Source organism: Paraburkholderia oxyphila NBRC 105797 (genome assembly GCF_000685075.1).
Lineage (GTDB): Bacteria > Pseudomonadota > Gammaproteobacteria > Burkholderiales > Burkholderiaceae > Paraburkholderia > Paraburkholderia oxyphila.
On the sequence record NZ_BAYD01000021.1, the window covers coordinates 97,770 to 121,707 of the forward strand.

15 protein-coding genes and 2 pseudogenes are annotated in these 23,938 nt (G+C 66.5%); 4 read left to right on the forward strand and 13 right to left on the reverse strand.

The features are described 5' to 3' along the window. The first annotated feature begins 10 nt into the window (after positions 1-10). Positions 11-1,399 carry a D-amino acid dehydrogenase gene (locus BO1_RS16365; protein WP_028218471.1) on the forward strand — a complete coding sequence of 463 codons (1,389 nt, stop codon included), beginning with the start codon at positions 11-13 and terminating at the stop codon, positions 1,397-1,399. 49 nt (positions 1,400-1,448) lie between these two features. On the opposite strand, the gene BO1_RS16370 is transcribed toward BO1_RS16365, so the two are convergent. The 5 genes and pseudogenes from BO1_RS16370 to BO1_RS51345 form a co-directional block, all read right to left on the reverse strand. Beyond that, positions 1,449-1,838 (reverse strand): type VI secretion system amidase immunity protein Tai4, encoded by a 390-nt coding sequence (locus tag BO1_RS16370; protein WP_084688001.1) that lies wholly within the window; start codon positions 1,836-1,838, stop codon positions 1,449-1,451. A 276-nt stretch (positions 1,839-2,114) separates the two neighbouring features. Then, the gene (gene thpR, locus BO1_RS16375; RefSeq protein WP_028218473.1) at positions 2,115-2,663 is read right to left on the reverse strand and encodes an RNA 2',3'-cyclic phosphodiesterase; all 549 of its coding nucleotides are present in this window, start codon (positions 2,661-2,663) and stop codon (positions 2,115-2,117) included. A gap of 502 nt (positions 2,664-3,165) precedes the next feature. Then, positions 3,166-4,632 (reverse strand): glutamate synthase subunit beta, encoded by a 1,467-nt coding sequence (locus BO1_RS16380; protein ID WP_028218474.1) that lies wholly within the window; start codon positions 4,630-4,632, stop codon positions 3,166-3,168. A gap of 128 nt (positions 4,633-4,760) precedes the next feature. After that, positions 4,761-9,461: a glutamate synthase-related protein gene (locus BO1_RS16385; RefSeq protein WP_028218475.1), complete on the reverse strand. Its 4,701-nt coding sequence runs from the start codon at positions 9,459-9,461 to the stop codon at positions 4,761-4,763. Positions 9,462-10,108: 647 nt separating this feature from the next. Further along, a pseudogene (locus tag BO1_RS51345) lies at positions 10,109-10,798 on the reverse strand (transposase); the annotation flags it as partial. Positions 10,799-10,986: 188 nt separating this feature from the next. Here BO1_RS51345 and BO1_RS16395 point away from each other — a divergent pair. Together BO1_RS16395 and BO1_RS16400 are read left to right on the forward strand one after the other, a co-directional pair. Then, positions 10,987-11,706: an OmpW/AlkL family protein gene (locus BO1_RS16395; RefSeq protein ID WP_028218476.1), complete on the forward strand. Its 720-nt coding sequence runs from the start codon at positions 10,987-10,989 to the stop codon at positions 11,704-11,706. Between the two features lie 482 nt (positions 11,707-12,188). After that, a complete protein-coding gene (locus BO1_RS16400) occupies positions 12,189-12,566 on the forward strand; it encodes a DUF883 family protein (RefSeq protein ID WP_028218477.1) in 378 nt (125 codons plus the stop codon). A 118-nt stretch (positions 12,567-12,684) separates the two neighbouring features. Here the strand turns inward: BO1_RS16400 and ugpQ are convergent, their stop codons facing one another. The 8 genes and pseudogenes from ugpQ to pilM all read right to left on the reverse strand — a co-directional run bounded on the left by ugpQ (position 12,685) and on the right by pilM (position 21,000). Next, positions 12,685-13,431 carry a glycerophosphodiester phosphodiesterase gene (gene ugpQ, locus BO1_RS16405; RefSeq protein ID WP_028218478.1) on the reverse strand — a complete coding sequence of 249 codons (747 nt, stop codon included), beginning with the start codon at positions 13,429-13,431 and terminating at the stop codon, positions 12,685-12,687. Positions 13,432-13,554: 123 nt separating this feature from the next. Then, positions 13,555-14,694, reverse strand: a pseudogene (locus BO1_RS16410) (deoxyguanosinetriphosphate triphosphohydrolase); the annotation flags it as partial. 171 nt (positions 14,695-14,865) lie between these two features. Beyond that, complete coding sequence (gene aroB, locus BO1_RS16415) at positions 14,866-15,948, reverse strand: 3-dehydroquinate synthase (protein WP_456088865.1); 1,083 nt, start codon at positions 15,946-15,948, stop codon at positions 14,866-14,868. A 42-nt stretch (positions 15,949-15,990) separates the two neighbouring features. Then, entirely contained in the window at positions 15,991-16,545 is a 555-nt protein-coding gene (gene aroK / locus BO1_RS61165) for a shikimate kinase AroK (protein WP_028218481.1), read from the reverse strand. 162 nt (positions 16,546-16,707) lie between these two features. After that, on the reverse strand, positions 16,708-18,408 hold the full coding sequence (locus BO1_RS51350) for a type IV pilus secretin PilQ (protein ID WP_084688002.1): 1,701 nt from the start codon (positions 18,406-18,408) through the stop codon (positions 16,708-16,710). Further along, complete coding sequence (locus BO1_RS51355) at positions 18,405-19,298, reverse strand: hypothetical protein (protein ID WP_043285079.1); 894 nt, start codon at positions 19,296-19,298, stop codon at positions 18,405-18,407. Before BO1_RS51355 ends, BO1_RS51350 begins: the two co-directional genes overlap by 4 nt. Further along, positions 19,295-19,990 carry a hypothetical protein gene (locus tag BO1_RS51360; protein ID WP_052409486.1) on the reverse strand — a complete coding sequence of 232 codons (696 nt, stop codon included), beginning with the start codon at positions 19,988-19,990 and terminating at the stop codon, positions 19,295-19,297. Before BO1_RS51360 ends, BO1_RS51355 begins: the two co-directional genes overlap by 4 nt. Further along, entirely contained in the window at positions 19,987-21,000 is a 1,014-nt protein-coding gene (gene pilM, locus BO1_RS16440) for a type IV pilus biogenesis protein PilM (protein WP_028218482.1), read from the reverse strand. Before pilM ends, BO1_RS51360 begins: the two co-directional genes overlap by 4 nt. 295 nt (positions 21,001-21,295) lie before the next feature. Between pilM and BO1_RS16445 the strand changes: the two genes are divergently transcribed. After that, entirely contained in the window at positions 21,296-23,764 is a 2,469-nt protein-coding gene (locus tag BO1_RS16445; RefSeq protein WP_028218483.1) for a penicillin-binding protein 1A, read from the forward strand. Positions 23,765-23,938 lie beyond the last annotated feature (174 nt).

Genomic DNA, 23,938 nt, shown 5'->3' on the forward strand with positions numbered 1-23,938 from the left:
TACGACCGGCATGAAAACGATCGTCCTCGGCGCCGGAGTGATCGGCGTCGCTACTGCGTATTACCTGAGCGAACGGGGCTGCGACGTCACGGTCATCGAGCGCGAGCCTGGCGTCGCGCTCGGCACGAGCTTCGGCAACGCCGGCGTGATCGCGCCCGGGTACGTCACGCCCTGGGCCGCGCCGGGCATGCCGGCCAAGCTCCTCAAGTACCTGCTCAAGCCCACCTCGCCGCTCATTTTCCGGCCCACGCTCGACGCCGCGCAATGGCGCTGGATCGCGCGCTGGCTGCGCGAATGCGACCTCGCGCGCTTTCGCGTGAACAAGCAGCGCATGCAGCGCATCGCCTATTACAGCCGCACGTGTCTGCACGCGTTCCGTGCGCAGCACGCGTTCGAGTACGGGCGCAGCCAGGGCTATCTGCAGCTGTTTCGCAGCGACTACGACCTCGAGCTCGCCCAACCCGCGCTGGGCGTGCTGCGCGATGCCGGCATCGTCTACCGCGAGCTGGATGCCGCGGGCTGCGCGCAGGTGGAGCCTGGCCTCGCGTGGTCGCGCGTGAAGCCCGTGGCCGGCATCTATCTGCCCGACGACGAAGCCGGCGACTGCGCGCGCTTCACGCGCGAGCTGCGCGCCGTGTGCGAGCGGCGCGGCGTGAAATTCGTCTTCGACACCGAAGTGCTCGCGCTCGAAGCCACGGGCGGCAAGGTGAGCGGCGTGCGCGTGCGGCCCGTGCCGGGGCGGCGCACGGCGAACAACCGCCGCGAGCTGCGGGAGCAGCGCCGCGAGCAACGCCGCGCGCCCGCCGAAGTGCTGCGACCCGCCGACTTGAACGAGGTGGCCGATACCGAGCCGCAGACCCTCGCCGCCGACGCCGTGGTGGTCGCACTGGGCGTGGAAAGCGCGACGCTCCTCGCGCCACTTGGCGTGCGGGTGCCGCTTTATCCGGTGAAGGGCTATTCGGCCACGCTGCCCGTCGTCGACGAGCAGAAGGCGCCGCGCGCCGCGCTCATGGACGAGTCGCTGAAGACGGCCATCACGCGCTTCGGGCCCTATCTGCGCGTGGCCGGCACGGCGGAGCTCGGCAATCACCGCGCGACGCTGCGCGAGCAGGCGCTGCACACGCTCATGAAAGTGCTCGACGACTGGTTCCCGCACGCGGCCACGCCTTCTTCCGCGCAGTTCTGGGTCGGGCGCCGGCCGATGGTGCCCGACGGGGCACCGCTGCTCGGGCCCTCGGGCGTGCAAGGGCTGTGGCTGAACGTCGGCCACGGCTCGACCGGCTGGGCGATGTCGATGGGCTCGGGACAGGTGGTCGCGGATCTCATCACCGGGCGCGCGCCGGAGATCGATCTGGATGGGTTGACGCTGGAGCGGTATCGGCGGCGGAGTGTGGGTTGAGTGAGGTGACGCTGGCTTGTGGATCGAACCCGGGTCAGCCGCCTGCCCATCAAGGAACTTGCGTATTTGCCGGCTTTGGGTTGTCCTGCCGATACGTGTGATCAGGCTTGCTGACCAGTCGCCTGACCTGCGCATCCAGTTCCTTGCTGTGATACAGGTCAAGGCATTTAAGCATGTCGAATCTGATGTCCTTTATTTCGGCATCGGCCAGCGGGTTCTGATAATCGCGCGCAAGGTAACTTTCAACCAGGGCCTTGATCGCATCTGGCGCCTTATCCAGGTCGTAATAAGTCCAGTCGCGCAACGCACTGACGCTACTCCCCGCATCGATTGCCGCGTCTTTGTCGCGCTTATAAGCCGTTGCTATGCAGGTGGCCAGAACCATGTCCTTGAAGTTCTGCGCGTAGGTGCGCGTCGCAGCTTGTGGCGAGGTATACATCTCGTCTTTTGCATGACCGATTGACGCCCAAAGAGTGAGGGTCGCCACGGCTAGCCAATACTAAAGCTTGTGTGCGCAGGATACGGCTTTCCCTGGAATGGCCGGAATGACAAAACCGGATTGATTCAGGATGTAGCTCATGCGAACTGCCCGTTTTCCGGCATCGAAAGGGTCATCATAAGCCTTTGTCTGCATGGCTGATTTTATAGATATTGACGCGCATCTAATCACTCCCATACTCGCATCGATTAATGGGAGAAACGCTCTCCATGCAAGTTAGCTGATGGGCACACTCGCCAGCGCCTCATAACGCGCGCCCTGTCGCGCCAGCGTGCTCGAATAGAGCACGAGCGAAGTAAACCGCAGCGGCGGCAGCGCCTGTGCCACTCCATCCGGCGGCGCACCACGTGCATCGCGCGCGAAGCGCGCCAATGTGATGTGCGGCCGGAACGCGCGCGCATCGAGCGGCAAGCCCACTTCGCCCATCAAGGAACGCACCCGCCAGTCGAGTGCCGTGAACGCTTCGGACATGGCGAGCACGGCCACCATCAGGCGCGGCTGCGCGCGACCTGGCCAGCATTCGATCTTCGTGACCGGCGCGGGCGGCAGAGGCGCCGCATGCTCGGCGAGTCGCTGCGCGAGCGTCTCGCCCTGCACGAACGACATCGCGCCGATGAACGCCACCGTCAGATGCAGTTGCGCATAGGGCACCCGGCGTGCGTTGGGCGGCACGTCGAGCGCGGCGAGGGCGTCACGCGAGGGCGCATCGGGCGCGAGCGCGACGAAGCAGCGCCGCCATTGATCGATCTCGCGGGCTTCGGACATGATCGGCAGGCCTCGGGATGAGGAGCAACCGCATCATGGTAACCCGCCGGCACGACGGGGTGCGCCCGTGACAACCCGCAGCGGGACAGGCAGGCAGCGCGAAAAATCACTGGAGATGCGCGCATCTGGCGTGTCGATCGCCGAGAAACGCGTCAGAAGCCGCCGATCAAACGGCGAAAAAAAGCCGGACCACCTTTACAGGCCGCCCGGCTTGACGTGTCGACCAGAGTTAGCGCTTTAGCGCTTACTCTGGTCCCATGCTTCGCGGTCGACCAGAGTTGGCGCTTTAGTACTTACTCTGGTCCCATGCTTCGCGGTCGACCAGAGTTAGCGCTTCAGCTGTCGACCGGAGTTAGCGCTTCAGCTGTCGACCGGAGTTAGCGCTTCAGCGCTTACTCCGGTCCCATGCAAAGCTCTTACTCTGGTCCCATGCACAGCTGTGCTACTACTGCGTGTTGCTCTGTTGCGGCCCGCAAGACGCGCCCGCGAGCCTTGACCCGCCTTAACGCGGCAGCTCCGAGCTGCCCATCAGGAACGCATCGACGGAGCGCGCGCACTGACGGCCTTCGCGGATCGCCCACACCACGAGCGACTGGCCACGGCGCATATCGCCGGCGGTGAAGACCTTGTCGACCGACGTGTAGTACGCCTTCTCGCCTTCGGTCGCGGCACGCACGTTGCCGCGCGCGTCCTTCTCGACGCCGAACGCTTCGAGCACCGGCGAGACCGGCTGCGTGAAGCCCATGGCGAGCAGCACGAGATCGGCTTTCATTTCGAACTCCGAACCCGGCACTTCGACCATCTTGCCGTCCTTCCACTCGACGCGCGCGGCGATCAGTTTCTCGACCTTGCCGTTCTTGCCTTCAAAGCGCTTCGTGGCGACTGCCCAGTCGCGCGAGCAGCCTTCCTCGTGCGACGACGAAGTGCGCAGCTTGACCGGCCAGTACGGCCAGACGAGCGGCTTGTTCTCTTCCTCGGGCGGCTGCGGCAGCAGCTCGAACTGCGTGACGCTCTTCGCGCCGTGACGGTTCGACGTGCCCACGCAGTCGGAGCCCGTATCGCCGCCGCCGATCACGACCACGTGCTTGCCCTTGGCCACGAGCTGGTCGGCCAGCTTGTCGCCAGCGTTGACCTTGTTCTGCTGCGGCAGGAACTCCATCGCGTAGTAGATGCCTTGCATCTCGCGGCCCGGCACCGGCAGATCGCGCGGCGTTTCCGCGCCGCCAGCGATCACCACGGCGTCGAACTGTTCCTTCAGCTCATCGGGCGTGATGGTCTGCTTGGCCGTATTGGCGATGTACGCCGGCAGTTCGCCCTTGCCGATGAAAACGTTGGTGCGGAAGGTCACGCCTTCGGCTTCCATCTGGCGCATGCGGCGGTCGATCAGCCACTTCTCGAGCTTGAAGTCGGGAATGCCGTAGCGCAGCAGGCCGCCGATGCGGTCGTTCTTCTCGAACACGGTCACGTCGTGGCCGGCGCGCCCGAGTTGCTGCGCGGCGGCGAGGCCCGCGGGGCCCGAGCCGACCACGGCAACCTTCTTGCCCGTCTTGTGCTTCGCGACTTGCGGCGCAACCCAGCCTTCGGCCCAGGCCTTGTCGATGATCGCGTGCTCGATTGACTTGATGCCGACGGGATCGTCGTTGATGCCGAGCGTGCACGCCGCTTCGCACGGCGCCGGGCAGATGCGGCCCGTGAACTCGGGGAAGTTGTTGGTCGAATGCAGGACTTCGATCGCGCTCTTCCAGTCCTGGCGGAACACGAGGTCGTTGAAGTCCGGAATGATGTTGTTGACCGGGCAGCCGTTGTTGCAGAACGGGATGCCGCAGTCCATGCAGCGCGCACCCTGGATCTTCGCGTCGGCGTCGGAGAGCGCCGCCACGAATTCCTTGTAGTGCTTCACGCGCGTGAGCGGTGCTTCGTACGCCTCATGCTGGCGCTCGAACTCGAGAAAACCGGTTGCCTTACCCATGTGGCTCTCGTCTATCTAATCTATTCGGTGAGGGGGACAGCGCCCGCCGCCGCGCGAGTTCTCGTAACTCGAATCGCGCGGCGGGCGCTCCTTCGTCTTGATGTCGTCGTCGCGGCTCAGTCAGCGAATCAAGCGGCCAGTTCTTCCTGGCTCGCCTTCTTCGCACCGAGCTCGCCCAGCGCGCGCTTGTATTCCGTCGGGAACACCTTCACGAACTGGCGGCGCGCCGAATCCCAGTTTTCCAGCAGCGCCTTCGCACGCGGCGAGCCGGTGAACTGGAAGTGACGCTCGACGAGTCCCTTGAGCAGTGCTTCGTCGGTCTGGCCCGTGTGCCACAGCGCGCGGTCCACGGTGCGCTCCTGCTCGGCCTGTTGCAGGACCGGATCGAGCGCGACCATCGACTTGTTGCACTTGCCGGCGAATGAACCGTCCGGGTCGTAGACGTAGGCGATACCGCCCGACATGCCCGCCGCGAAGTTACGACCCGTTTCGCCGAGCACAACCACCGTGCCACCCGTCATGTATTCGCAACCGTGGTCACCCGTGCCCTCGACAACCGCCGTAGCGCCCGAGTTACGCACCGCGAAACGCTCGCCGGCCACGCCGCGCAGGAAGGCTTCGCCTTCGAGCGCGCCGTACATCACCGTGTTGCCGCAGATGATGTTTTCTTCGGACTTGCCACGGAAATCGTTGGTCGGACGGATGATGATGCGGCCGCCCGAAAGGCCCTTGCCGACATAGTCGTTACCGTCGCCGACCAGATCCAGCGTGATGCCGCGTGCGAGGAACGCGCCGAAGCTCTGGCCCGCCGTGCCCTTCAACTGGATATGGATCGAGTCGTCGGGCAGACCGTCGTGACCGTACTTCTTCGCGACCATGCCCGAGAGCATCGCGCCCACCGTGCGGTTCACGTTGCGCACCGGCTGGATGAACGAGACGTGCTCGCCGTTCTCGATCGCGGCCTTGGCCTTCTCGATCAGCGTGTGATCGAGCGCGCGGTCCAGACCGTGGTCCTGGGTGTCGACGTGCTTGCGCGCGACTTCAGCGCCAACTTGCGGCTGATAGAACACGCGCGAGAAGTCGAGGCCCTTCGCCTTCCAGTGCTCCACGCCCTTGCGGGTGTCGAGCAGATCCGAGCGGCCGACGAGGTCGTCGAACTTGCGGATGCCCAGTTGCGCCATGATTTCGCGCACTTCCTCAGCGATGAAGAAGAAGAAGTTGACGACGTGCTCGGGCTGGCCCGAGAACTTCGCGCGCAGCACCGGATCTTGCGTGGCGACGCCGACCGGGCAGGTGTTCAGGTGGCACTTGCGCATCATGATGCAGCCCTGCACGACGAGCGGCGCCGTCGCGAAGCCGAATTCATCGGCGCCGAGCAGCGCGCCGATCACCACGTCGCGGCCCGTCTTCATCTGACCGTCGGCCTGCACGCGGATACGGCCGCGCAACTGGTTCAGCACCAGCGTTTGCTGCGTTTCGGCCAGACCGAGTTCCCACGGCGTGCCAGCGTGCTTGAGCGACGAGAGCGGCGAGGCGCCCGTGCCGCCGTCATGGCCGGCGATCACGACGTGATCGGCCTTCGCCTTGGCGACGCCCGCTGCCACCGTGCCCACGCCCACTTCCGAGACCAGCTTCACCGAGATCGACGAGACCGGGTTCACGTTCTTCAGGTCGTGAATGAGCTGCGCCAGGTCTTCGATCGAGTAGATGTCGTGGTGCGGCGGCGGCGAGATGAGGCCCACGCCCGGCACCGAGTAACGCAGCTTGCCGATGTACTCCGAAACCTTGTGGCCCGGCAGCTGGCCGCCTTCGCCCGGCTTCGCGCCCTGCGCCATCTTGATCTGGATCTGGTCCGCCGACGACAGATACTCGGCCGAAACGCCGAAGCGGCCCGACGCAACCTGCTTGATCTTCGAGCGCAGCGAGTCGCCATCCTTCAGCGGGATGTCCTTCACGACTTCCGGGCCGATGATCGACTGCATCGTGTCGCCGTTCTTGATCGGAATGCCGCGCAATTCGTTGCGATAGCGCTTCTCGTCTTCGCCGCCCTCACCCGTGTTCGACTTGCCGCCGATGCGGTTCATCGCGACGGCCAGCGTGGCGTGCGCCTCGGTCGAAATCGAGCCGAGCGACATCGCGCCCGTGGCGAAGCGCTTGACGATTTCCTTGGCCGGCTCGACGTCGTCGATCGAGATCGCGCGCGTCGGGTCGAAGTGGAACTCGAACAGGCCACGGAACGTCATGTGACGCTTCGTCTGGTCGTTGATGAGGTGCGCGTATTCCTTGTACGTCTGGTACGAGTTGCTGCGCGCCGAGTGCTGGAGCTTGGCGATCGCGTCCGGCGTCCACATGTGGTCTTCGCCGCGCACGCGGTACGCGTACTCGCCGCCCGCGTCGAGCATGTTCGCGAGGATCGGGTTGTCGCCGAACGCGTCGCGGTGCATGCGGATCGCTTCTTCGGCCACTTCGAAGAGGCCGATGCCGCCCACCTTCGAGGCCGTGCCCTTGAAGTACTTCTGCACGAGGTCGTCCGCGAGGCCGACCGCTTCGAAGATCTGCGCGCCCGTGTACGACATGTACGTGGAGATGCCCATCTTCGACATCACCTTGAGCAGGCCCTTGCCCACCGCCTTGGTGAAGTTGTAGACGGCCTTGTCCGCCGACAGATCGCCCTTCAGGCCCTGCGCCATCTGCGCGAGCGTTTCCATCGCGAGGTACGGGTGCACGGCTTCCGCGCCGAAGCCTGCGAGCAGCGCGAAGTGGTGCGTTTCCCGCGCCGAACCCGTTTCCACGACGAGACCCGTGCTCGTGCGCAGACCGTGCTGCACGAGGTGCGAGTGGATCGCCGAGGTGGCGAGCAGCGCCGGGATCGCGACGTTGTCGCGGTCCGCGCGGCGGTCCGAGACGATCAGGATGTTGTAGCCCGACTTGACCGCATCGACGGCTTCCGCGCACAGCGACGCGAGACGCGCCTCGATGCCTTCCTTGCCCCAGGCCACCGGGTAGCAAATGTTCAGCTCGTAGCTGCTGAACTTGCCGCCCGTGTACTGCTCGATCGCGCGGATCTTCGCGATGTCCTTGAAGTCGAGCACCGGCTGCGACACTTCGAGACGCATCGGCGGGTTGATGTTGTTGGTGTCGAGCAGGTTCGGCTTCGGGCCGATGAACGACACGAGCGACATCACCATGTTCTCGCGGATCGGATCGATCGGCGGGTTCGTGACCTGCGCGAACAGCTGCTTGAAGTAGTTGAAGAGCGTCTTGTTCTTGTTGGACATGACCGCCAGCGGCGAGTCGTTGCCCATCGAACCGACGGCTTCTTCACCCGACATCGCCATCGGCGCCATCAGGAACTTGAGGTCTTCCTGGGTGTAGCCGAACGCCTGCTGACGGTCGAGCAGCGCGGCGGCTTCGGCGCGCGCCGTGGCGACGTCTTCCGCCTTCGGCTCGATCTCGTCGAGCTTGATGCGCACGGCGTCGATCCAGCTCTTGTAGGGCTTCGCGTTGGCGAGGTTGTCCTTCAGTTCCTTGTCGTCGATGATGCGGCCGTGCTCCATGTCGATCAGGAACATCTTGCCCGGCTGCAGGCGCCACTTCTTGACGATCTTCGACTCGGGGATCGGCAGCGTGCCGGCTTCCGACGCCATGATGACGAGGTCGTCATCCGTGACGATGTAGCGCGCCGGACGCAGACCGTTACGGTCGAGCGTAGCGCCAATCTGGCGGCCGTCCGTGAAGGCGATCGCGGCGGGGCCGTCCCACGGCTCCATCATCGCAGCGTGATATTCGTAGAACGCCTTGCGGTTCTCGTCCATCAGCGTGTGCTGTTCCCAGGCTTCCGGGATCATCATCATCATCGCGTGGACGAGCGGATAGCCTGCCATCACCAGCAGTTCGAGGCAGTTGTCGAACGATGCGGTGTCGGACTGGCCCGGGTAGATCAACGGCCACAGCTTGGGCAGGTCGTCACCCAGCACGTGCGAGGCGATCGCTCCGGTACGGGCGTTCAGCCAGTTCACGTTGCCCTTCACGGTGTTGATTTCACCGTTGTGGGCGATCATGCGGTACGGGTGAGCCAGTTCCCACGCCGGGAAGGTGTTCGTGGAGAAGCGCTGGTGCACGAGCGCCAGTGCCGACACCACGCGCTCGTCCTGCAGGTCGCGGTAGTACACGCCGACCTGACCCGCCAGCAGCAGACCCTTGTAGACGACCGTGCGCGCCGAGCACGACGGCACGAAGTATTCCTTGCCGTGCTTGAGCTTGAGCGCCTGGATGCGGTGGCTCGCGGTCTTGCGGATGATGTACAGCTTGCGCTCCAGCGCGTCCGTAACCATCACGTCCTTGCCTCGGCCGATGAAAATCTGGCGGATCAGCGGCTCGCTCGCCTTCACCGTGGGCGAAATCGGCATGGTGTGATCGACCGGCACATCGCGCCAGCCCAGCACGACCTGGCCTTCGGCGCGCACCGTGCGCTCGAGCTCCTGCTCACACGCGAGACGCGAGGCGTGTTCCTTCGGCAGGAAGATCATGCCGACGCCGTACTCGCCGAACGGCGGCAGCGTCACGCCCTGCTTGGCCATCTCTTCGCGGTAGAACGCGTCCGGAATCTGGATCAGGATGCCCGCGCCGTCGCCCATCAGCGGATCGGCGCCCACGGCGCCCCGGTGGTCGAGGTTCTCGAGAATCTTCAGGCCTTGCTGAATGATTTCGTGGCTCTTCTTGCCCTTGATATGGGCGACGAAGCCGACGCCACAGGCGTCGTGTTCGTTTTGCGGGTCATACAGACCTTGCGCGGCGGGCACCGCGGCGCGCTGCAGGTGATCGTTCATGGGGACACCGTCCAAGAATGGCCAGAGGATGGCCGTTGATTCCGTACTTTTTTAGTTTCCCGCCGCTTGCGTGACCGCTGTACGGCGTTGCGCGGGCGATGCTGGCTTCCCGCGTTGTGCGTCCAGGAGAGCCGAAAGGCGAATATACGCGACGAATCAAGCACCTGGCAAATAAATTCGCATGGTTAGACCCCAATTTTCATGATGGTGCATCGCACAGCAATTTTACTAGGGTCGCATCGTATTGGGGCAAAATAAAACGGCATCCGAAGATGCCGTTTCCTCGCCTAAACCCTTGATCTGGAAGCCGATTAATGCGTTCCAGTACCGGGCTTGTGCTCCTGATGCACCGGCGACGAACTGGCGCCGCCACTCGAACCGGATGATGTCGAGCCCGACGAATGCCCCCCCGTGCCACCCGGATTTGTACCTGGCGTTGCGCCGGTACCACTATCCGCATGGGCGCCGGCATGACTTCCCGCGTGCGCACCGGATGGTGCACCCGCCGGTGGCGGATAATTAGGGCTCGATTGATTGCCGGCATGGGGCGCGCTCTGTGCAGCCGCGCTGCCGCTCGCAGCGGCGGTCGCTGCCGCGCCGAGCGCACTAACGCCAGGTGCACCCGGTGCACCTGCCGCCGCGGGCGCTTCGCGCACCTTGCGCGGCCGCCCGCGCGGCAGCGGCGAGACGCGCCGGTTCGCCGTGCGCGAAGCCCACTCACGGTAGGTGTCGCTGCCCAGCACCCAGCCCTTGAGGGTGGCCTGCATGAGCTGAGTCGTTTCGCGTTCGTCGAACGGCTGCTCGCAAAGCTCGCGATAGGCGCGCTGGCGCTCGAACGGCGTGTTGCCGAGCGCCCAGTAAAGCGGGTGATCGGTAATGAGGCTATCTACAGTCAGCCCGATGTGATGCCGATAACTCGACCATCGGTAATCTTCGGCCGCCGCCACGAGGTGATTGCGCACCGGCGCAAGCTCGACGACGCGGCTCGCCAGCAGGAAGAAGCGCTCGCCCTCGATGACCGTGGCGCGATAACGCCCCTCCCAGAGCGTGCCGCGCCGCGCGTAGCGGCGGTTGAAATGCGCCACATAGCGTCTGCCGACCGCCTGCATCGCCTTGGGAAGGCTCGATTCGTCAGAGGGCGTGACGAGCAGTTGCACCGCGCCGGGCATCAAGACCCACGCATGAACCGCCAGATGATGATCGCGCGCCGCCGCCTTCAGGCAGTCGATGAACAGTTCGTAATCCTGGTCGTCGACGAAAGCGGGCTGCTGGTCCAGTCCGCGCAGAATCACATGCTGCGGCTGGTCGGGAACATAAAGACGTGCAAGCCGTGCCATGCTCGATTTTCCTGGTACGTTAGTAAATACCCGCATGCCCGCCAGGCCGCGCCAGCCCTTGTTCTCACGGGCATGACGGCTCGAGCGGAAAGCTCGCGGCGCTTAGGGAAAAAGCTCTAGCGGTCGTCTATGGTTTGTTGCAAACGTTGTGTTCATAATGAGCGGGCCTTTAATGGAGGAGCACATATATGAAATTAAAACAGGCGCTGGCAGCGACCGCCGCGCTCGCCTGCATGTCGGGGGCTTACGCGCAAACAGCCAACACCTTCTACGTTACAACGGGGTGGTTCCGATTCATGCCGCAGGACAGCAGCGATCCGCTCAAGATCATCAGCGCAGGCGGCACACCCGTTAATCTCGCCATTCCGAACACGGGTGCCAGTGTCGGTTCGTCCGACACCGTAGGCCTCTCCCTCGGCTACTTCATTACCGACAACATCGCAACCGAAGCCGAACTGGGTATCCCGCCGAAGTTCGATCTTTCCGGCGACGGCAGCTTCAGCCAGTTCGGCAAGGTTGGCGAAGCACGCCTGTGGAGCCCGGCACTGTTGCTCAAGTACTACTTCAACAAGCCTGACGCAAAATTCCGTCCCTACGCCGGTATCGGTTTCACCTACGCCTGGTTCACCGACGCGCACATCACGAACTCCTCATTCGAGCAAGGCGTACTTGGGGGTCCGACCAGTGTTTCGACGGATCGTTCCTGGGCGCCCGTATTTAATGTGGGCTTCAACTACAACTTCACGAAGCACTGGTTCGCCGGCTTCTCGCTCTCGTATATCCCGATCAGCGTGACCGCCACGTTCGACACCACGGTCAACAACCAGTTGAACACCGAGCGGCGCTCCGAAGCCAAGATTCACCTGAACCCGCTCGTCACCTACCTGAAGGTCGGCTACATGTTCTGAGCGCCAGCGCGCTTCACAGCAACTGCACAGCAACTTCGCAGCAACCCGCCTCAGCCTTCCTCGGCCCAGCTCTCCGTCCCGCGTTCGCGGCGCCCGACGGAGAGCGGCGCCTCTCGCCGCCCCACCTGCTCCTACCTCAACGGCGACTGCCTCTGACATCCCTATTGGCTTTTCTTGATTCTATGCCTCTCGGAAAATCCGTGCTGTCCCCGTAATCATTTGTCGCAAACAAGGCGCGTTTATTTGCCGCCCAAGTGCCGCCCAAGCGCCGCTCAGCGGCCGCCCACCGGCCGCGGAACCCCGTCGGGCTCGCCCCGCCGGACAGGCCTCGCCAGCATGGTCCGGGCGAAATTTCGCCTGCGCACCTTGGCGCGCCGGGCACCCGAAATGCGCAATACTCGAACTCCTGTCCTCGCCTGTCCCGCTTTTTTTGCGCGGGCGCCGCGAGCCCTTTACCTGTGTTTTCACTAACGGAGCCATTCATGAGCGCATTTCCGAATACGCGAGACGCCATCGGAGAATCCTGGACGCGCACGGGCCGCCACGCGCGGCGCATTGCGCGCCGCGGCCGCAGCGCAGCCGCCGACATCGCCGAAGAACTGCGGGATTTGCTCGCCGAACTGGAAACCACGCTGAGCGAAGGCACGCAAGCCGACGCCGCGGTGTTGCGCGCCGACATTCGCAAGCGCCTCGACTCCGCGCGCGAACGCCTCGAAGTCGCGCGCGCCGCCACGCGCGATCGCGCCGACGCGGCCATGACCCAGGCCGACGACTACGTGCACGCGAATCCGTGGCAAGCGATCGCGATCGTAGGCGGCGTCGCGCTGGTCACAGGCGCGATTCTCTCGCGCCTGCGCTAAGGCCGTATCTGGCGACTCGGCCCGCCCATTTGTCTGTCTGCATCGATGGATGGGCTAGCGCACTCCGCGCCCCTGAGCCGGTCGCCCAAGAAGGCCCTGACGCGGGCCTGAAGCCGCGCTAGCCGTCCAGCGCGTGCGGCCCGATCAGGTCGATGCGGTCGGTGCAGAGGGTATCCACGCCCCAACTCGCGAGCAGGCGCGCGCGTTCGAGGTCGTTCACCGTGTAGGCGAGAATGAACAGGCCGGCTTCCTTGATGCTGCGAACGAGCGCCTCGTCCAGATGCCGATGGCTCGCATGCAGCGAAACGCACCCGAGCGCGGCTGTCTGCTCGCGCCAGTCATCGGGCACGCGCTCGAACAGCAGGCCGCGCGGCAGATCCGGCGCGGCTTCGCGCGCCGCCGCAAGCGCCTCGAACGAGAACGAGGAAAGCAGCGGCGGCGGCGCCTGATCCAGCCACAGCCGCGCCGTCTCCGCGCCGACGATGCGGCCCGTTTCCACTTCCCGCCCCGGGCACGGCTTGATCTCCACGTTCGCCGCCAGCCCTTCCTCGCGGCAGCACTGCGCCGCCTCGGCAAGCGTCGGCATGTGCTCGCCTTCGAAGCGCGGATCGCACCAGCTGCCCGCATCGAACGCCGCAATCTGGGCGTAGCGCAGTTGCGCCGCCGCGCCACGTCCGTTCGAAGTGCGCTCGACGGTGTCGTCGTGCAGCAGGAACGCGACGTTGTCGGCCGAGAGCTTGGCGTCGAACTCCACCATCGTGTGCCCGAAGCCGGCGCCGACGCACAGGGCCGCCAGCGTATTCTCGGGCGCAAGCGTGCCGCCGCCGCGGTGCGCGGCAACGCGCGGATACGGCCAGTTCTTCATGGTTTGGACTCCAGAGAGGGGATTCGCGCAGCGCTGCACGCGGCGGTTTTGGACACGGTCGGTCCAGACGCGGTCGGCCTGGACGCGGTCGGCCCAGACACGGTCGGTCCAGACGCGGTTGCCTCAAACATCGTCCGAGACGACGAACAGGCGCCGGTACTCCTTGAGCGCGTAGCGATCGGTCATGCCAGCGATGTAATGCGCGATCTGGCGAGGCTGCGAGGCTTCGTCGGGCGTCTGGTAAGCCGGGGGCAACAAACGCGGATCGTCGGAAAACGCCTCGAAGAGCCCCTTCACGACGCGCCGCGCCTTGTTCGCCATACGCATCACGCGGTAATGCCGGTACAGATTCCGGTACAAAAACCGCTTGAGGGCAGCGGCCTGCTCCGCCACACCCTCGCTGTGCGCGACGATGGGGGGCGCAGCGCGCACGTCGTCGAGAGACTGCGGCGCGTGCCTCGCGAGATTGCGGCTCGTCTCCTCGATCAGGTCGACGATCAGCGTGTTGATGATGCGCCGCACGGTCTCGTGTACGAGTCGCCGCCCTTCGATGTGCGGATACTCGGCGCGCGCGGCTTCGTAATGCGCCTGCCAGAGCTCGACCTCGGCGAGCTGCTCGATGGTGAGGAGCCCCGAACGCAAGCCGTCGTCCACGTCGTGGTTGTTGTAGGCGATTTCGTCGGCGATGTTGGCGATCTGCGCCTCGAGCGAGGGCTGTCGCCCGAGCAGGAAGCGCTCGCCCAGGTCGCCCAGACGTCGCGCGTGCTCACGCGAGCAGTGCTTGAGGATGCCTTCGCGCGTCTCGAAGCACAGGTTCAGGCCGTCGAACGCGCCGTAATGCTCCTCGAGCTCGTCGACGACGGCGAGACTCTGCAGATTGTGCTCGAAGCCTCCATGCTCGCGCATGCATTCGTTGAGCGCGTCCTGGCCCGCATGGCCGAACGGCGTATGGCCGAGATCGTGCGCGAGCGAGATGGCCTCGACGAGATCCTCGTTCACGCGCAGATTGCGGGCGACCGAGCGCGCGATCTGTGCGACTTCGAGGCTGTGCGTGAGCCGTGTGCGAAAGAGATCGCCTTCGTGGTTCACGAACACCTGGGTCTTGTATTCGAGCCGGCGGAAGGCCGTGGAATGGACGATGCGGTCGCGGTCGCGCTGAAATTCGCTGCGCGCGGCGGGCGGCGGCTCGGCGAAGCGACGGCCGCGCGTTTGCGAGGCATGCGCCGCGTAAGGCGCGAGCCCCGCGTCGAACGCGGCAAGCGTCGCGCTCATGCGCGGCGTCTGGGCGTCGCCTCGAATGTCGCTGCGGGTGTCGCTCAACGGTTCCTCCGCAAAGATCTCAATGGGGGCGGCCACTGCCTCGTGGGCGCAGGCCGCGCTCGTTCAGGTCCCGGGTTCAGGCCACGATTCAGCCAGCGATTCGAACCGCCGGATTCAGGCCTTCACGGTGGCGGCGAGCGTCGCCTGCACGGCTTCATCGGGCGCGCGACCGATATGCGTCTGCCCGAAGCGCTCGAGCAGGATGAACTTGATCGCGCCGCCTTCGGCTTTCTTGTCGACCTGCATGAGCTCCACGTAGCGCCCGGCGCCGAGCGCAGGCGCCTCGACGGGCAGCTTCGCCGCCTTCACCACGCGCACGAGCCGCTCCCGCGAGGCTTCGTCGAGCATGCCGAGCCGCACCGAGAGATCGGCCGCCATCACCATGCCGCAGCCCACGGCCTCGCCGTGCAGCCATTCACCATAGCCGAGACCGGCTTCAATCGCGTGACCGAAGGTGTGGCCAAAGTTCAGGATCGCGCGCAGACCGCCTTCGCGCTCGTCGGCGGCCACCACCGAAGCCTTGATCTCGCACGAGCGCTTCACCGCGTGCGCGAGCGCCTCGGGCTCGCAGCGGTTGAGCGCCTCGACGTTCGCCTCGATCCACTCGAAGAATTCGGCGTCGGCGATCGCGCCCGTCTTGATGACTTCGGCGACGCCCGCCGCCAACTCGCGCGGCGGCAGCGTGGAGAGCGCGCCGATGTCCGCGATCACGGCCTGCGGCTGATAGAACGCGCCGATCATGTTCTTGCCGAGCGGGTGGTTGATGCCCGTCTTGCCGCCCACCGACGAATCGACCTGCGAGAGCAGCGTCGTGGGCACCTGGATGAACGGCACGCCGCGCATATAGCAGGCTGCGGCGAACCCCGTCATGTCGCCGGTCACGCCGCCGCCCAGCGCGATCAGCGTGGTCTTGCGGTCGGCGCGCGCGCCGAGCAGCGCGTCGAAGATCAGATTGAGCGTTTCCCAGTTCTTGTACGCCTCGCCATCGGGCAGCACGACCGTATGCACGTCCTTGCCGAGCGGCGCGAGCGCGGCGCGCAGCTTCTCGCCATAGAGCGGCTCGACGACGGTATTGGTGACGATGGTGACCGACTTGCCGGCAATATGCGGCGCGAACAGCGCCGTCTGGCCAATCAGGTCGGTACCGATGTGGATGGGGTAGGCGCGGTCGCCCAGTTCGACGTTGACGGTAATCATGCGAGGCATTCGTTCAGGATGGGTGGCGCGTGCAGGAGCACCCTACTCGCGTGCCGGGGTTCGAGCGACGCCGGCCATGTCGAGCTGCATCAGCACCATGTTGACGAGGCCGTTCACCGATGGCCGGCCGGTCTCGATCACGAAATCGGCGACCTCGCGATAAAGCGGATCGCGTTGCTCATAGAGCGCTTCGAGGCGCCCCTTGGGGTCTTCGGTCTGCAGGAGCGGCCGGTTCTTGTCGCGCCGCGTGCGCAGCCACAGATCGTGCGGATGCGCGCGCAGATAGACGACGAAGCCGCGCTCCTTGAGCGCCGCGCGGTTCTCGGGCCGCAGCACGGCGCCACCGCCCGTCGCGAGCACGATGCCCTCGCGCGCGCTGAGTTCGTCGATCATCTGCGCTTCGCGCTCGCGAAAGCCCGCCTCGCCTTCCAGTTCGAAGATCACCGGAATGCGCGCGCCCGTGCGCGCCTCGATCTCGTGATCGGAGTCGAAAAACGGACGCTCAAGCCGGCGCGCGACCGCCCGGCCCACGGTCGTCTTGCCGGCGCCCATGAGCCCTACGAAAAATACATTGGCGTTTGCGTCCCGCACTTGCAGCGTTTCCTACGAAAGGTTGGTGCCGCAGCTTACTGGCAAAGCGGCGGCGTTGTCGAGCCTGCGGCGCCCGCGCTCCGGCCCTTTTCAGGGGGCCGCGCGGCACGGCGCAGATTAGGGGCCAAACCATGAGTCTCGCGTGCAACCTCTGCCCGCGCCCCTCATCTAGTCCGCGCTGACCACGCGCGGCGTGATGAACACCACGAGCTCGCTGCGTCTGTCGCGGTGGGCGCGATGCGAAAAAAGCGCGCCCAAAAACGGTATTTTGCCCAGGAGCGGCACGCGCGTCACATCGTCCCGGTCGTCGGTCGCGTCGATGCCCCCGATCGAGACCGTGCCGCCGTCCTCGATCTCCACGCGCGTCTGCACATGCTTGGTGTGGATCGCCGGCCCCGCGGCGGTTTGCTCGCCCACGCTGTCCTTGGCCACGTCGAGGTCGAGGATCACGCGGCCGTCGGGCGTGATCTGCGGCTCGACCTCCAGCTTGAGCGTGGCGCGGCGAAATTGCACGCCCGAGACGCCCTGCCCGACCTTGGCCTGATACGGCAGCTCGGTGCCCTGCTCGACGATGGCCTTGGTGCGGTCCGCCGTCACGACGCGCGGACTCGACACCACCCGCCCGCGCCCCTCGGCTTCCAGTGCGCTCAACTCGACATCGAGCAGGCGTGTCGCGCGTGCCGCCAGCAGCGTGAGGCCGAGCTGTGCGGCGTCGAAGCCGGAGAGCGGCCCCGCCGGCAAGTCGTAGACCGTGCCAGCCGTACTGCCGTGCAGGCCACGCGCAACGCCGTCGGGGTCGGTCGGATAGAGGCCGAGCCGCACGCCCAGTTCGCGCGACAAGCCTTCATCCCCTTCGACGATGCGCGCCTCGATCAGCACCTGGCGCGCGGGCGCATCGAGCCGCCGGATGAGCTCGGCAATCTGATCCAGGCGCGCCGGCAAATCGGTGACGAACAGCAGATTCGTGCGCGCGTCCGCGACAGCGGCGCCGCGCTTCGAAAGCGCGCGCTGCGTGCCGGAACCGGTCAGGATCCGGCGCAAGTCTTCGGCACGCGCGTACTGGAGTTCAAACGCCCGGCTCGCGAGCGGCTCCAGCTCGGCGGCGCGCGCGTGCGCTTCGAACAATTGGCGCTCGCGCGCAGCAAGGTCCGCCGCAGGCGCGACCCAGAGTACGCGGCCGGTGCGCTCCATGGCGAGACCGTTCGATACTAGCAGCAGGTCGAATGCCGCGCGCCACGGCACGCGGTCGAGGCGCAGCGTGACCTGGCCACGCACGCGCTCGCTCGCGACGATGTTCAGCTTCGTGAATTGCGCGAACGCGTGCAGCACGGCCGATAGCTCGGCGCGCTGGAAATTGAGCGAGATCGGGCGGTCGGGCGGCAGGCCGTCATCGTCCGGCGCTGCGTCACTCAGACGCGCAGGCGCGCGCAGCGGCACGGGCGGCCCTTCAAGCGGTGGAGTCGCATCGGGCGCGGCGGCGCCGGCTGCTGGCGCTGGTGCCAGCACAGGCGTTGGCCCCGCGCGCGACGCCGCCGGATCGACGCCCTCCCCCTCGGCCGCGCCCGGCAGCGAGGCGGCCTCCGCGCCGTTTGCAGGCATGAACGGATTCGCAACCCAGCCAGACGGCGCATCGGTCTCCCCGCCCGCTCCGCCTGGCGGCAGCGGCGGCGCCTCGTAACGCGCAACCGGCACGGCGGCCTGGCGCCACGCCGGCAGCGACGGCGGCACGGCGCAGCGTGCTACGGGCGTGACCCCAGTGGCCTGCGCGATCAATACGAGCACGCAAATGAGCAAGTGGGTCATGCGACGAACGGAATGCGCACGCCACGACAAGCCCGCGCCCAAACGCGCCGATTGTCCGAATTTCATTTGGCGTCCTCCGCCCAGCCCAGAGTGTGCGTCGCGCCGTCGAGCGCGAGCACAACGCGCGCCGGATCCACGCTCGACACGCGCCCGCCGCCAAGCGTGGCACCGGCCTGCACGGCCACCGTGCCTTCGGCGGTCTCGACAAGGGCAACGGCCCGGCCGCGCTCCACCAGCATGCCGGCGAGGCGCATCGCAGCACCGCCCGGAGCCCCCACGGCACCTTGGGCTCCAGCGAAGCGGCTTGCGAACGGATCCGCCAGCGCGCCGCCTTCTTCGTCGCTGCGCGCAATGGCGACAGCGGGCAGTCCGTCGAACACCTGCAGCATGGCCGAGACCGCCAGACTCCCGCCGCTGCGCCGGACCGTGAGCTCCGCAGGCACGGCAAGCTCGGGCAGCGCCGCGAGTCCTTCGAGGAAAGCACGCAGCTGTCCGAAGCTGCCCGAAGCAACCAGCTTCGTTGTGCGAAGCGCCTGTGCCCCGGCACCGCCCGAAGCCGCCGGCTCCAGTGCGATCAGCACCAGCCCGGCCTGCGCCGCGAGTTCCGACACGCTGCGGATATCACCGGCGGCGCTGCCGTCGCGCACGCGCTGCGGCCAGTCCTGCGCGTCGCGCTGCAGGGCAGGCAAACGCGCCAGCGTTTGTCGCGCGCCCACGAGCCGCGCTTTGGCATCGGCCAGCGCGGCTTGCGCCGCCAGCCCGCCACCGAGATCGAGAGCCACGCAGGTGCCGCCCGTCAGTCCTGCGGCTAGTGCGCCAAGCGCCATGGCAGCGGCGGCACGCCGCCGGCCGCTCCACGCGTGCAACGGCAGCCAGCCGCGCAGGAGTTCGGACACAAGACCAAGCGCGCGTGAGCGTCCAACAGGACGGGCGCGTATCCCAATGACTGCATTCATTTCGCCCCCTTCGCACCCACCCCACGCGTTGCGCCGCCTGCGTCTGCCGCCGCGCCCTGCCACGCGAGCCGCACCGCCACCCGGATCGGCGCGCCACGTCCCGTGCGCTCACGCGCGAGCGCACCCTCCTGTGCACGCTTCAGTTCGCGCACGTTGACCGCCGCGATCCCGGGGAGCGCGTGCAGGCGTGCAAGCCACGCGGCCGCCGCGGCTTCGTCGGCCGCGCTCGCCTGCAGCTCGGTTTCTTCGGCGCGCTGCGCAAGCTGCTCGAGCACAACGCCCGCCGTGCGCGCCTGCGACAACGCCTCGATGAGCGCAAAAACGTGCGTGAGCGGCCTCGCCCGCTGCTGCGCCTCGGCGCGCGCGGCGCGCCGCTCGTCGGCTTCGCGTGCGAGCTTGCGCGCCAGCGTCAGCGGTGCATCGAGACGCGCGAGCTGTCGCTCCACCGCCTCGCGGGCCGCCTCCGCACGGGTGCGCTCGAGCAGTTGCCATCCCGCCGCGGCACTGCCACATGCGCCGCCCACCATCAGCGCCGCCAGCCATTCGAGTGCGCGGCGTCTGCGCAGGCGCCGCAGCGCGCCCTGCCGCCATGGCAGGAAATTGAATCCGCCAATCCCCGATCCCGGCACGACGGCCCCGCCATTGCGCGCACCAACCGGCGCCGCGTGCCCGCTGCCCGCCCCCGCGCTCATTCGCCCACCCCGCGCATGGCGAGGCCGAACGCGACGGCGCACGACGGGTCGTTCAGCAGAGTGGCGTCGAGCGGCCGATCGGCGTCGGCGAGCGGTCCGCATTCGAACGGCAGCACGGGACAGCCGAGCACATCGCCGATATCGGCGAGCGAAAAATGCACGCCGTGCAGCATGGCAAGGTCGCCGGCCACGAAAGCGCAGCCCGCCTCCTCGGCCTGCGTCAGATCGCGCAAGGCCTCGACGAGATCCACATGCTCGAGCGCCGGAAAGCGCATCGTCCGCACGACCGACTCCTCGGCGACGAACCAGCCGTGCACGCCATCCACGCCGATCCACAGCGCCACCCAAGCCTCGTGCGGCGGCAGTTCGAACGCCGCGGCGTGGCGCATCGCCCGCAGCGCGGCGTACGCCTCGTCGTCCACCGCGCACAACGCGACGCCCGCCATTGCGGCGCATTCGATGCGTGCCTCCAGGTGGGCGCGCGCCGTCGCCGCGATCATGACCTGCGCGTCGTGCACGGACGCTACGCCGCACTCGAGCCCAAGCGGGCCGACGCGCCAGTCCACGGCGAGCTCGGTGCGCTCGATGCCGGACACGCGCTCCGCCTCGGCCAGCACGAGCGGCTCGAGCTCCGTATAGAGGCCCGATGCGTCCACCTTCCGCGCGGCTGCCCCCGCAGGCGCCGGCGCCAGCCGCGCGAGCGGCACCGATGCAAGCAGCGTCGCGCCCGAGGGCAGCGCCATCGCGCAACGCAACGAGGCCTGAGCGCAGGCGGGCGGCAGCGCGCCGAACACCTCCTGCAACGCGCCCACCAGCGCCGGCCGGTCGACGATCTCCGCGCCCGAGAGCACCTCGCGCGCGAGCGGCACACGCCCCAGCCATTCGATGCGCAGCGGGCCGCCGCCGAACAGCCGCTGACTCAGGACCACCAGCGTGACGCCGCGCGCCCCCACGTCGATGCCCGCGCCAAAACGGCGCGCACCCAGCAACAACGGATTGAGCAAGCTCATCGGATTCCTCCCTTGTGCGTCGCGCCGCGAACCATTCGCGGCGCGCTCAGGGGGAAATTGTGCGAAGCGGCGCGTGCCGCGCACACTCATCCGGATGGCCAATCCACGCGTGGCGGGCCTTCGCCGATCTTCTCGCGCCTTCGAGACAGGGCTAGAGTGCGTCTATGCGTCCAGGCCGTTCCGCCGACACCACCGCCCCGCCGCCACCCAGCCTCACCACGCACCAGACGTAAGCATTCCGAAAGCGCACCAGGGCGGGCGGCTATAATCGCGGGACTGTTTTTCCGGTGTCCGTATGCAAGAAGCTCAGCCTCCCTCGTCTGTTCCGCCGCCCACGCCGCCCGCGCCGCCCAAGCGCAAGCGGCCGTGGTGGCTCAAGCTGCTCATCGGCTTTTTCGGTCTGATTGGAGGCGCCGCTGCCTGCATGGTGCTCGTGCTCGGCTATGCGCTCATCGTCGCCACGCCGAACCTGCCCTCGCTCGACGCGCTCACCGACTATCGCCCGAAGGTGCCGCTGCGCATCTACACGCGCGACCATGTGCTGATCGGCGAATTCGGCGAGGAGCGGCGCGACATCGTCCATATCCAGGACGTGCCCGAGAACCTCAAGAAGGCGATCCTCGCGATCGAGGACGCGCGCTTCTACGAGCACGGCGGCGTCGATCTCACGGGCATCGCGCGCGCGGGCTTCGTCGCGCTCACCAATGGCCATGCCTCGCAGGGCGCGAGCACCATCACCATGCAGGTGGCGCGCAACTTCTTCCTGTCGAGCGAGAAGACCTACACGCGCAAGATTTACGAGATGCTGCTCGCCTACAAGATCGAGTCGAAGCTCTCCAAGGATCAGATTCTCGAGGTGTACATGAATCAGATCTATCTGGGGCAGCGCGCCTACGGCTTCGCAAGCGCGGCGCGCGTGTACTTCGGAAAGGATCTGAAAGATCTCACGCTCGCCGAATGCGCGATGCTCGCGGGCCTGCCCAAGGCGCCCTCGGCGTATAACCCGGTCGTCAATCCGAAGCGCGCCAAGGTGCGTCAGGAGTACATCCTCGAGCGCATGCTCGAGCTGCACTACATCACCCAGCAGCAATACGACGAGGCCGCGCAGCAGCCGCTCGTCGTCAAGGGCGCGGGCAAGGAATTCAGCGTGCACGCCGAGTACGTGGCGGAAATGGTGCGCCAGATGATGTACGCCCAGTATCACGAAGAGGCGTACACGCGCGGCCTGAACGTGGTCACGACCATCGATTCGGCCGATCAGGACGTCGCCTATCGCGCGCTGCGCAAGGGATTGATGGACTACGAGCGGCGCCACGGCTACCGCGGGCCCGAGGCGTTCATCGACTTGCCCGACGACGCCGACGACCGCGAGCAGGCTATCGACGACGCCCTGCTCGAGCACCCCGACAACGGCGAGCTCGTCGCGGCCGTGGTCACGTCGGCGAGCCCCAAGGAGGTGCAGGCCACCTTCATGGACGGCAACACCGCCACCATCACCGGCGACGGCCTGCGCTTCGCGCAATACAACCTCTCCGCGCGCGCGCAGCCGAGCCAGCGGATCCGGCCGGGCGCGATCATCCGCGTCATGCGCAATGGTTCCGGAAACAGCGCCGGCAACGGCTCAGGAAACAGCGCCGGCGCATGGTCGATCACGCAATTGCCGCAAATCGAAGGGGCGTTCGTCTCGATCGTGCCGCAGGACGGCGCCATCCGCGCGCTGGTGGGCGGTTTCGACTTCAACAAGAACAAGTTCAACCACGTCACGCAAGCGTGGCGCCAGCCGGGCTCGAGCTTCAAGCCGTTCATCTACTCGGCCTCGCTCGACAAGGGCCTCGGGCCGGCCACCATCATCAACGATGCGCCGCTCTTCTTCAGCGCCGCGGAAACGGGCGGCCAGGCGTGGGAGCCGAAGAACTATGGCGGCGGCTTCGACGGGCCGATGACCATGCGCACCGCGCTCATGAAGTCGAAGAACCTCGTGTCGATCCGCATCCTCAACCACATCGGCACGAAGTACGCGCAGCAATACATCACGCACTTCGGTTTCGATGCGGACCGCCATCCGGCCTATCTGCCAATGGCGCTCGGCGCGGGTCTCGTCACGCCGCTGCAAATGGCGGGCGGCTATGCCGTATTTGCCAACGGCGGCTATCGCGTGAATCCGTATCTGATCGCCGAAGTCACCGATCAGCGCGGCATGGTGGTCGCGCAGGCGCAGCCGCTCGTGGCGGCGCAGAACGCGCCGCGCGCGATCGACCCGCGCAATGCGTACATCATGAACAGCCTGCTGCAGAGCGTCGCGCAGCGCGGCACGGGCGCGAAATCGAACGCTCTGAAGCGCACCGACCTCGGCGGCAAGACCGGCACGACCAACGACTCGCGCGACGCCTGGTTCGCGGGCTATCAGCACACGCTCGCGGCCATTGCGTGGATTGGCTACGACAATCCGCGCAGCCTCGGCGACAAGGAGACCGGCGGCGGCCTCGCGCTGCCCGTGTGGATCGAATACATGCAAAAGGCGCTCAGCGGCGTGCCCGAGTACAAGATGCCGATGCCCGATGGCGTCGTCACGCTCGGCGACGAACTTTACTACGCCGACGCCACGCCTGGCCGCGGCTTCGTTTCGACGGTGGGCATCAGCCAGGCCGCGCTGGACGCCCAGGCGAGCGGCGCCTCGGGTGCGGGCGGCGATCAGGCTCCGGCGCCCGAGCAGGTCAACGCCAAGGAGAAGGAGGACATCATGAACCTCTTCCGCGGTCATTGAGCGCACTTGGCCGATGTTGTACCGGGAAGCCGCCGTGTTCGCACGGCGGCTTTTTCTTGCTCAATCAACGCGCAGTGCCGCTCTGACGCAGTCAAGCAGCTTCGTGGCCCGTCTCCTTGATCTCTCACAAGAAGGAACACTGTTCGAGGGCGAGGTTTATTTATGAGATATCTA

Coding starts and splice junctions, on each gene's coding strand:
- BO1_RS16365 (WP_028218471.1), top strand. CDS start 11: ATGAAAACGATCGTCCTCGGCGCCGGAGTGATCGGCGTCGCTACTGCG.
- BO1_RS16370 (WP_084688001.1), bottom strand. CDS start 1,838: ATGTATACCTCGCCACAAGCTGCGACGCGCACCTACGCGCAGAACTTC.
- thpR (WP_028218473.1), bottom strand. CDS start 2,663: ATGTCCGAAGCCCGCGAGATCGATCAATGGCGGCGCTGCTTCGTCGCG.
- BO1_RS16380 (WP_028218474.1), bottom strand. CDS start 4,632: ATGGGTAAGGCAACCGGTTTTCTCGAGTTCGAGCGCCAGCATGAGGCG.
- BO1_RS16385 (WP_028218475.1), bottom strand. CDS start 9,461: ATGAACGATCACCTGCAGCGCGCCGCGGTGCCCGCCGCGCAAGGTCTG.
- BO1_RS16395 (WP_028218476.1), top strand. CDS start 10,987: ATGAAATTAAAACAGGCGCTGGCAGCGACCGCCGCGCTCGCCTGCATG.
- BO1_RS16400 (WP_028218477.1), top strand. CDS start 12,189: ATGAGCGCATTTCCGAATACGCGAGACGCCATCGGAGAATCCTGGACG.
- ugpQ (WP_028218478.1), bottom strand. CDS start 13,431: ATGAAGAACTGGCCGTATCCGCGCGTTGCCGCGCACCGCGGCGGCGGC.
- aroB (WP_456088865.1), bottom strand. CDS start 15,948: ATGATTACCGTCAACGTCGAACTGGGCGACCGCGCCTACCCCATCCAC.
- BO1_RS51350 (WP_084688002.1), bottom strand. CDS start 18,408: ATGAAATTCGGACAATCGGCGCGTTTGGGCGCGGGCTTGTCGTGGCGT.
- BO1_RS51355 (WP_043285079.1), bottom strand. CDS start 19,298: ATGAATGCAGTCATTGGGATACGCGCCCGTCCTGTTGGACGCTCACGC.
- BO1_RS51360 (WP_052409486.1), bottom strand. CDS start 19,990: ATGAGCGCGGGGGCGGGCAGCGGGCACGCGGCGCCGGTTGGTGCGCGC.
- pilM (WP_028218482.1), bottom strand. CDS start 21,000: ATGAGCTTGCTCAATCCGTTGTTGCTGGGTGCGCGCCGTTTTGGCGCG.
- BO1_RS16445 (WP_028218483.1), top strand. CDS start 21,296: ATGCAAGAAGCTCAGCCTCCCTCGTCTGTTCCGCCGCCCACGCCGCCC.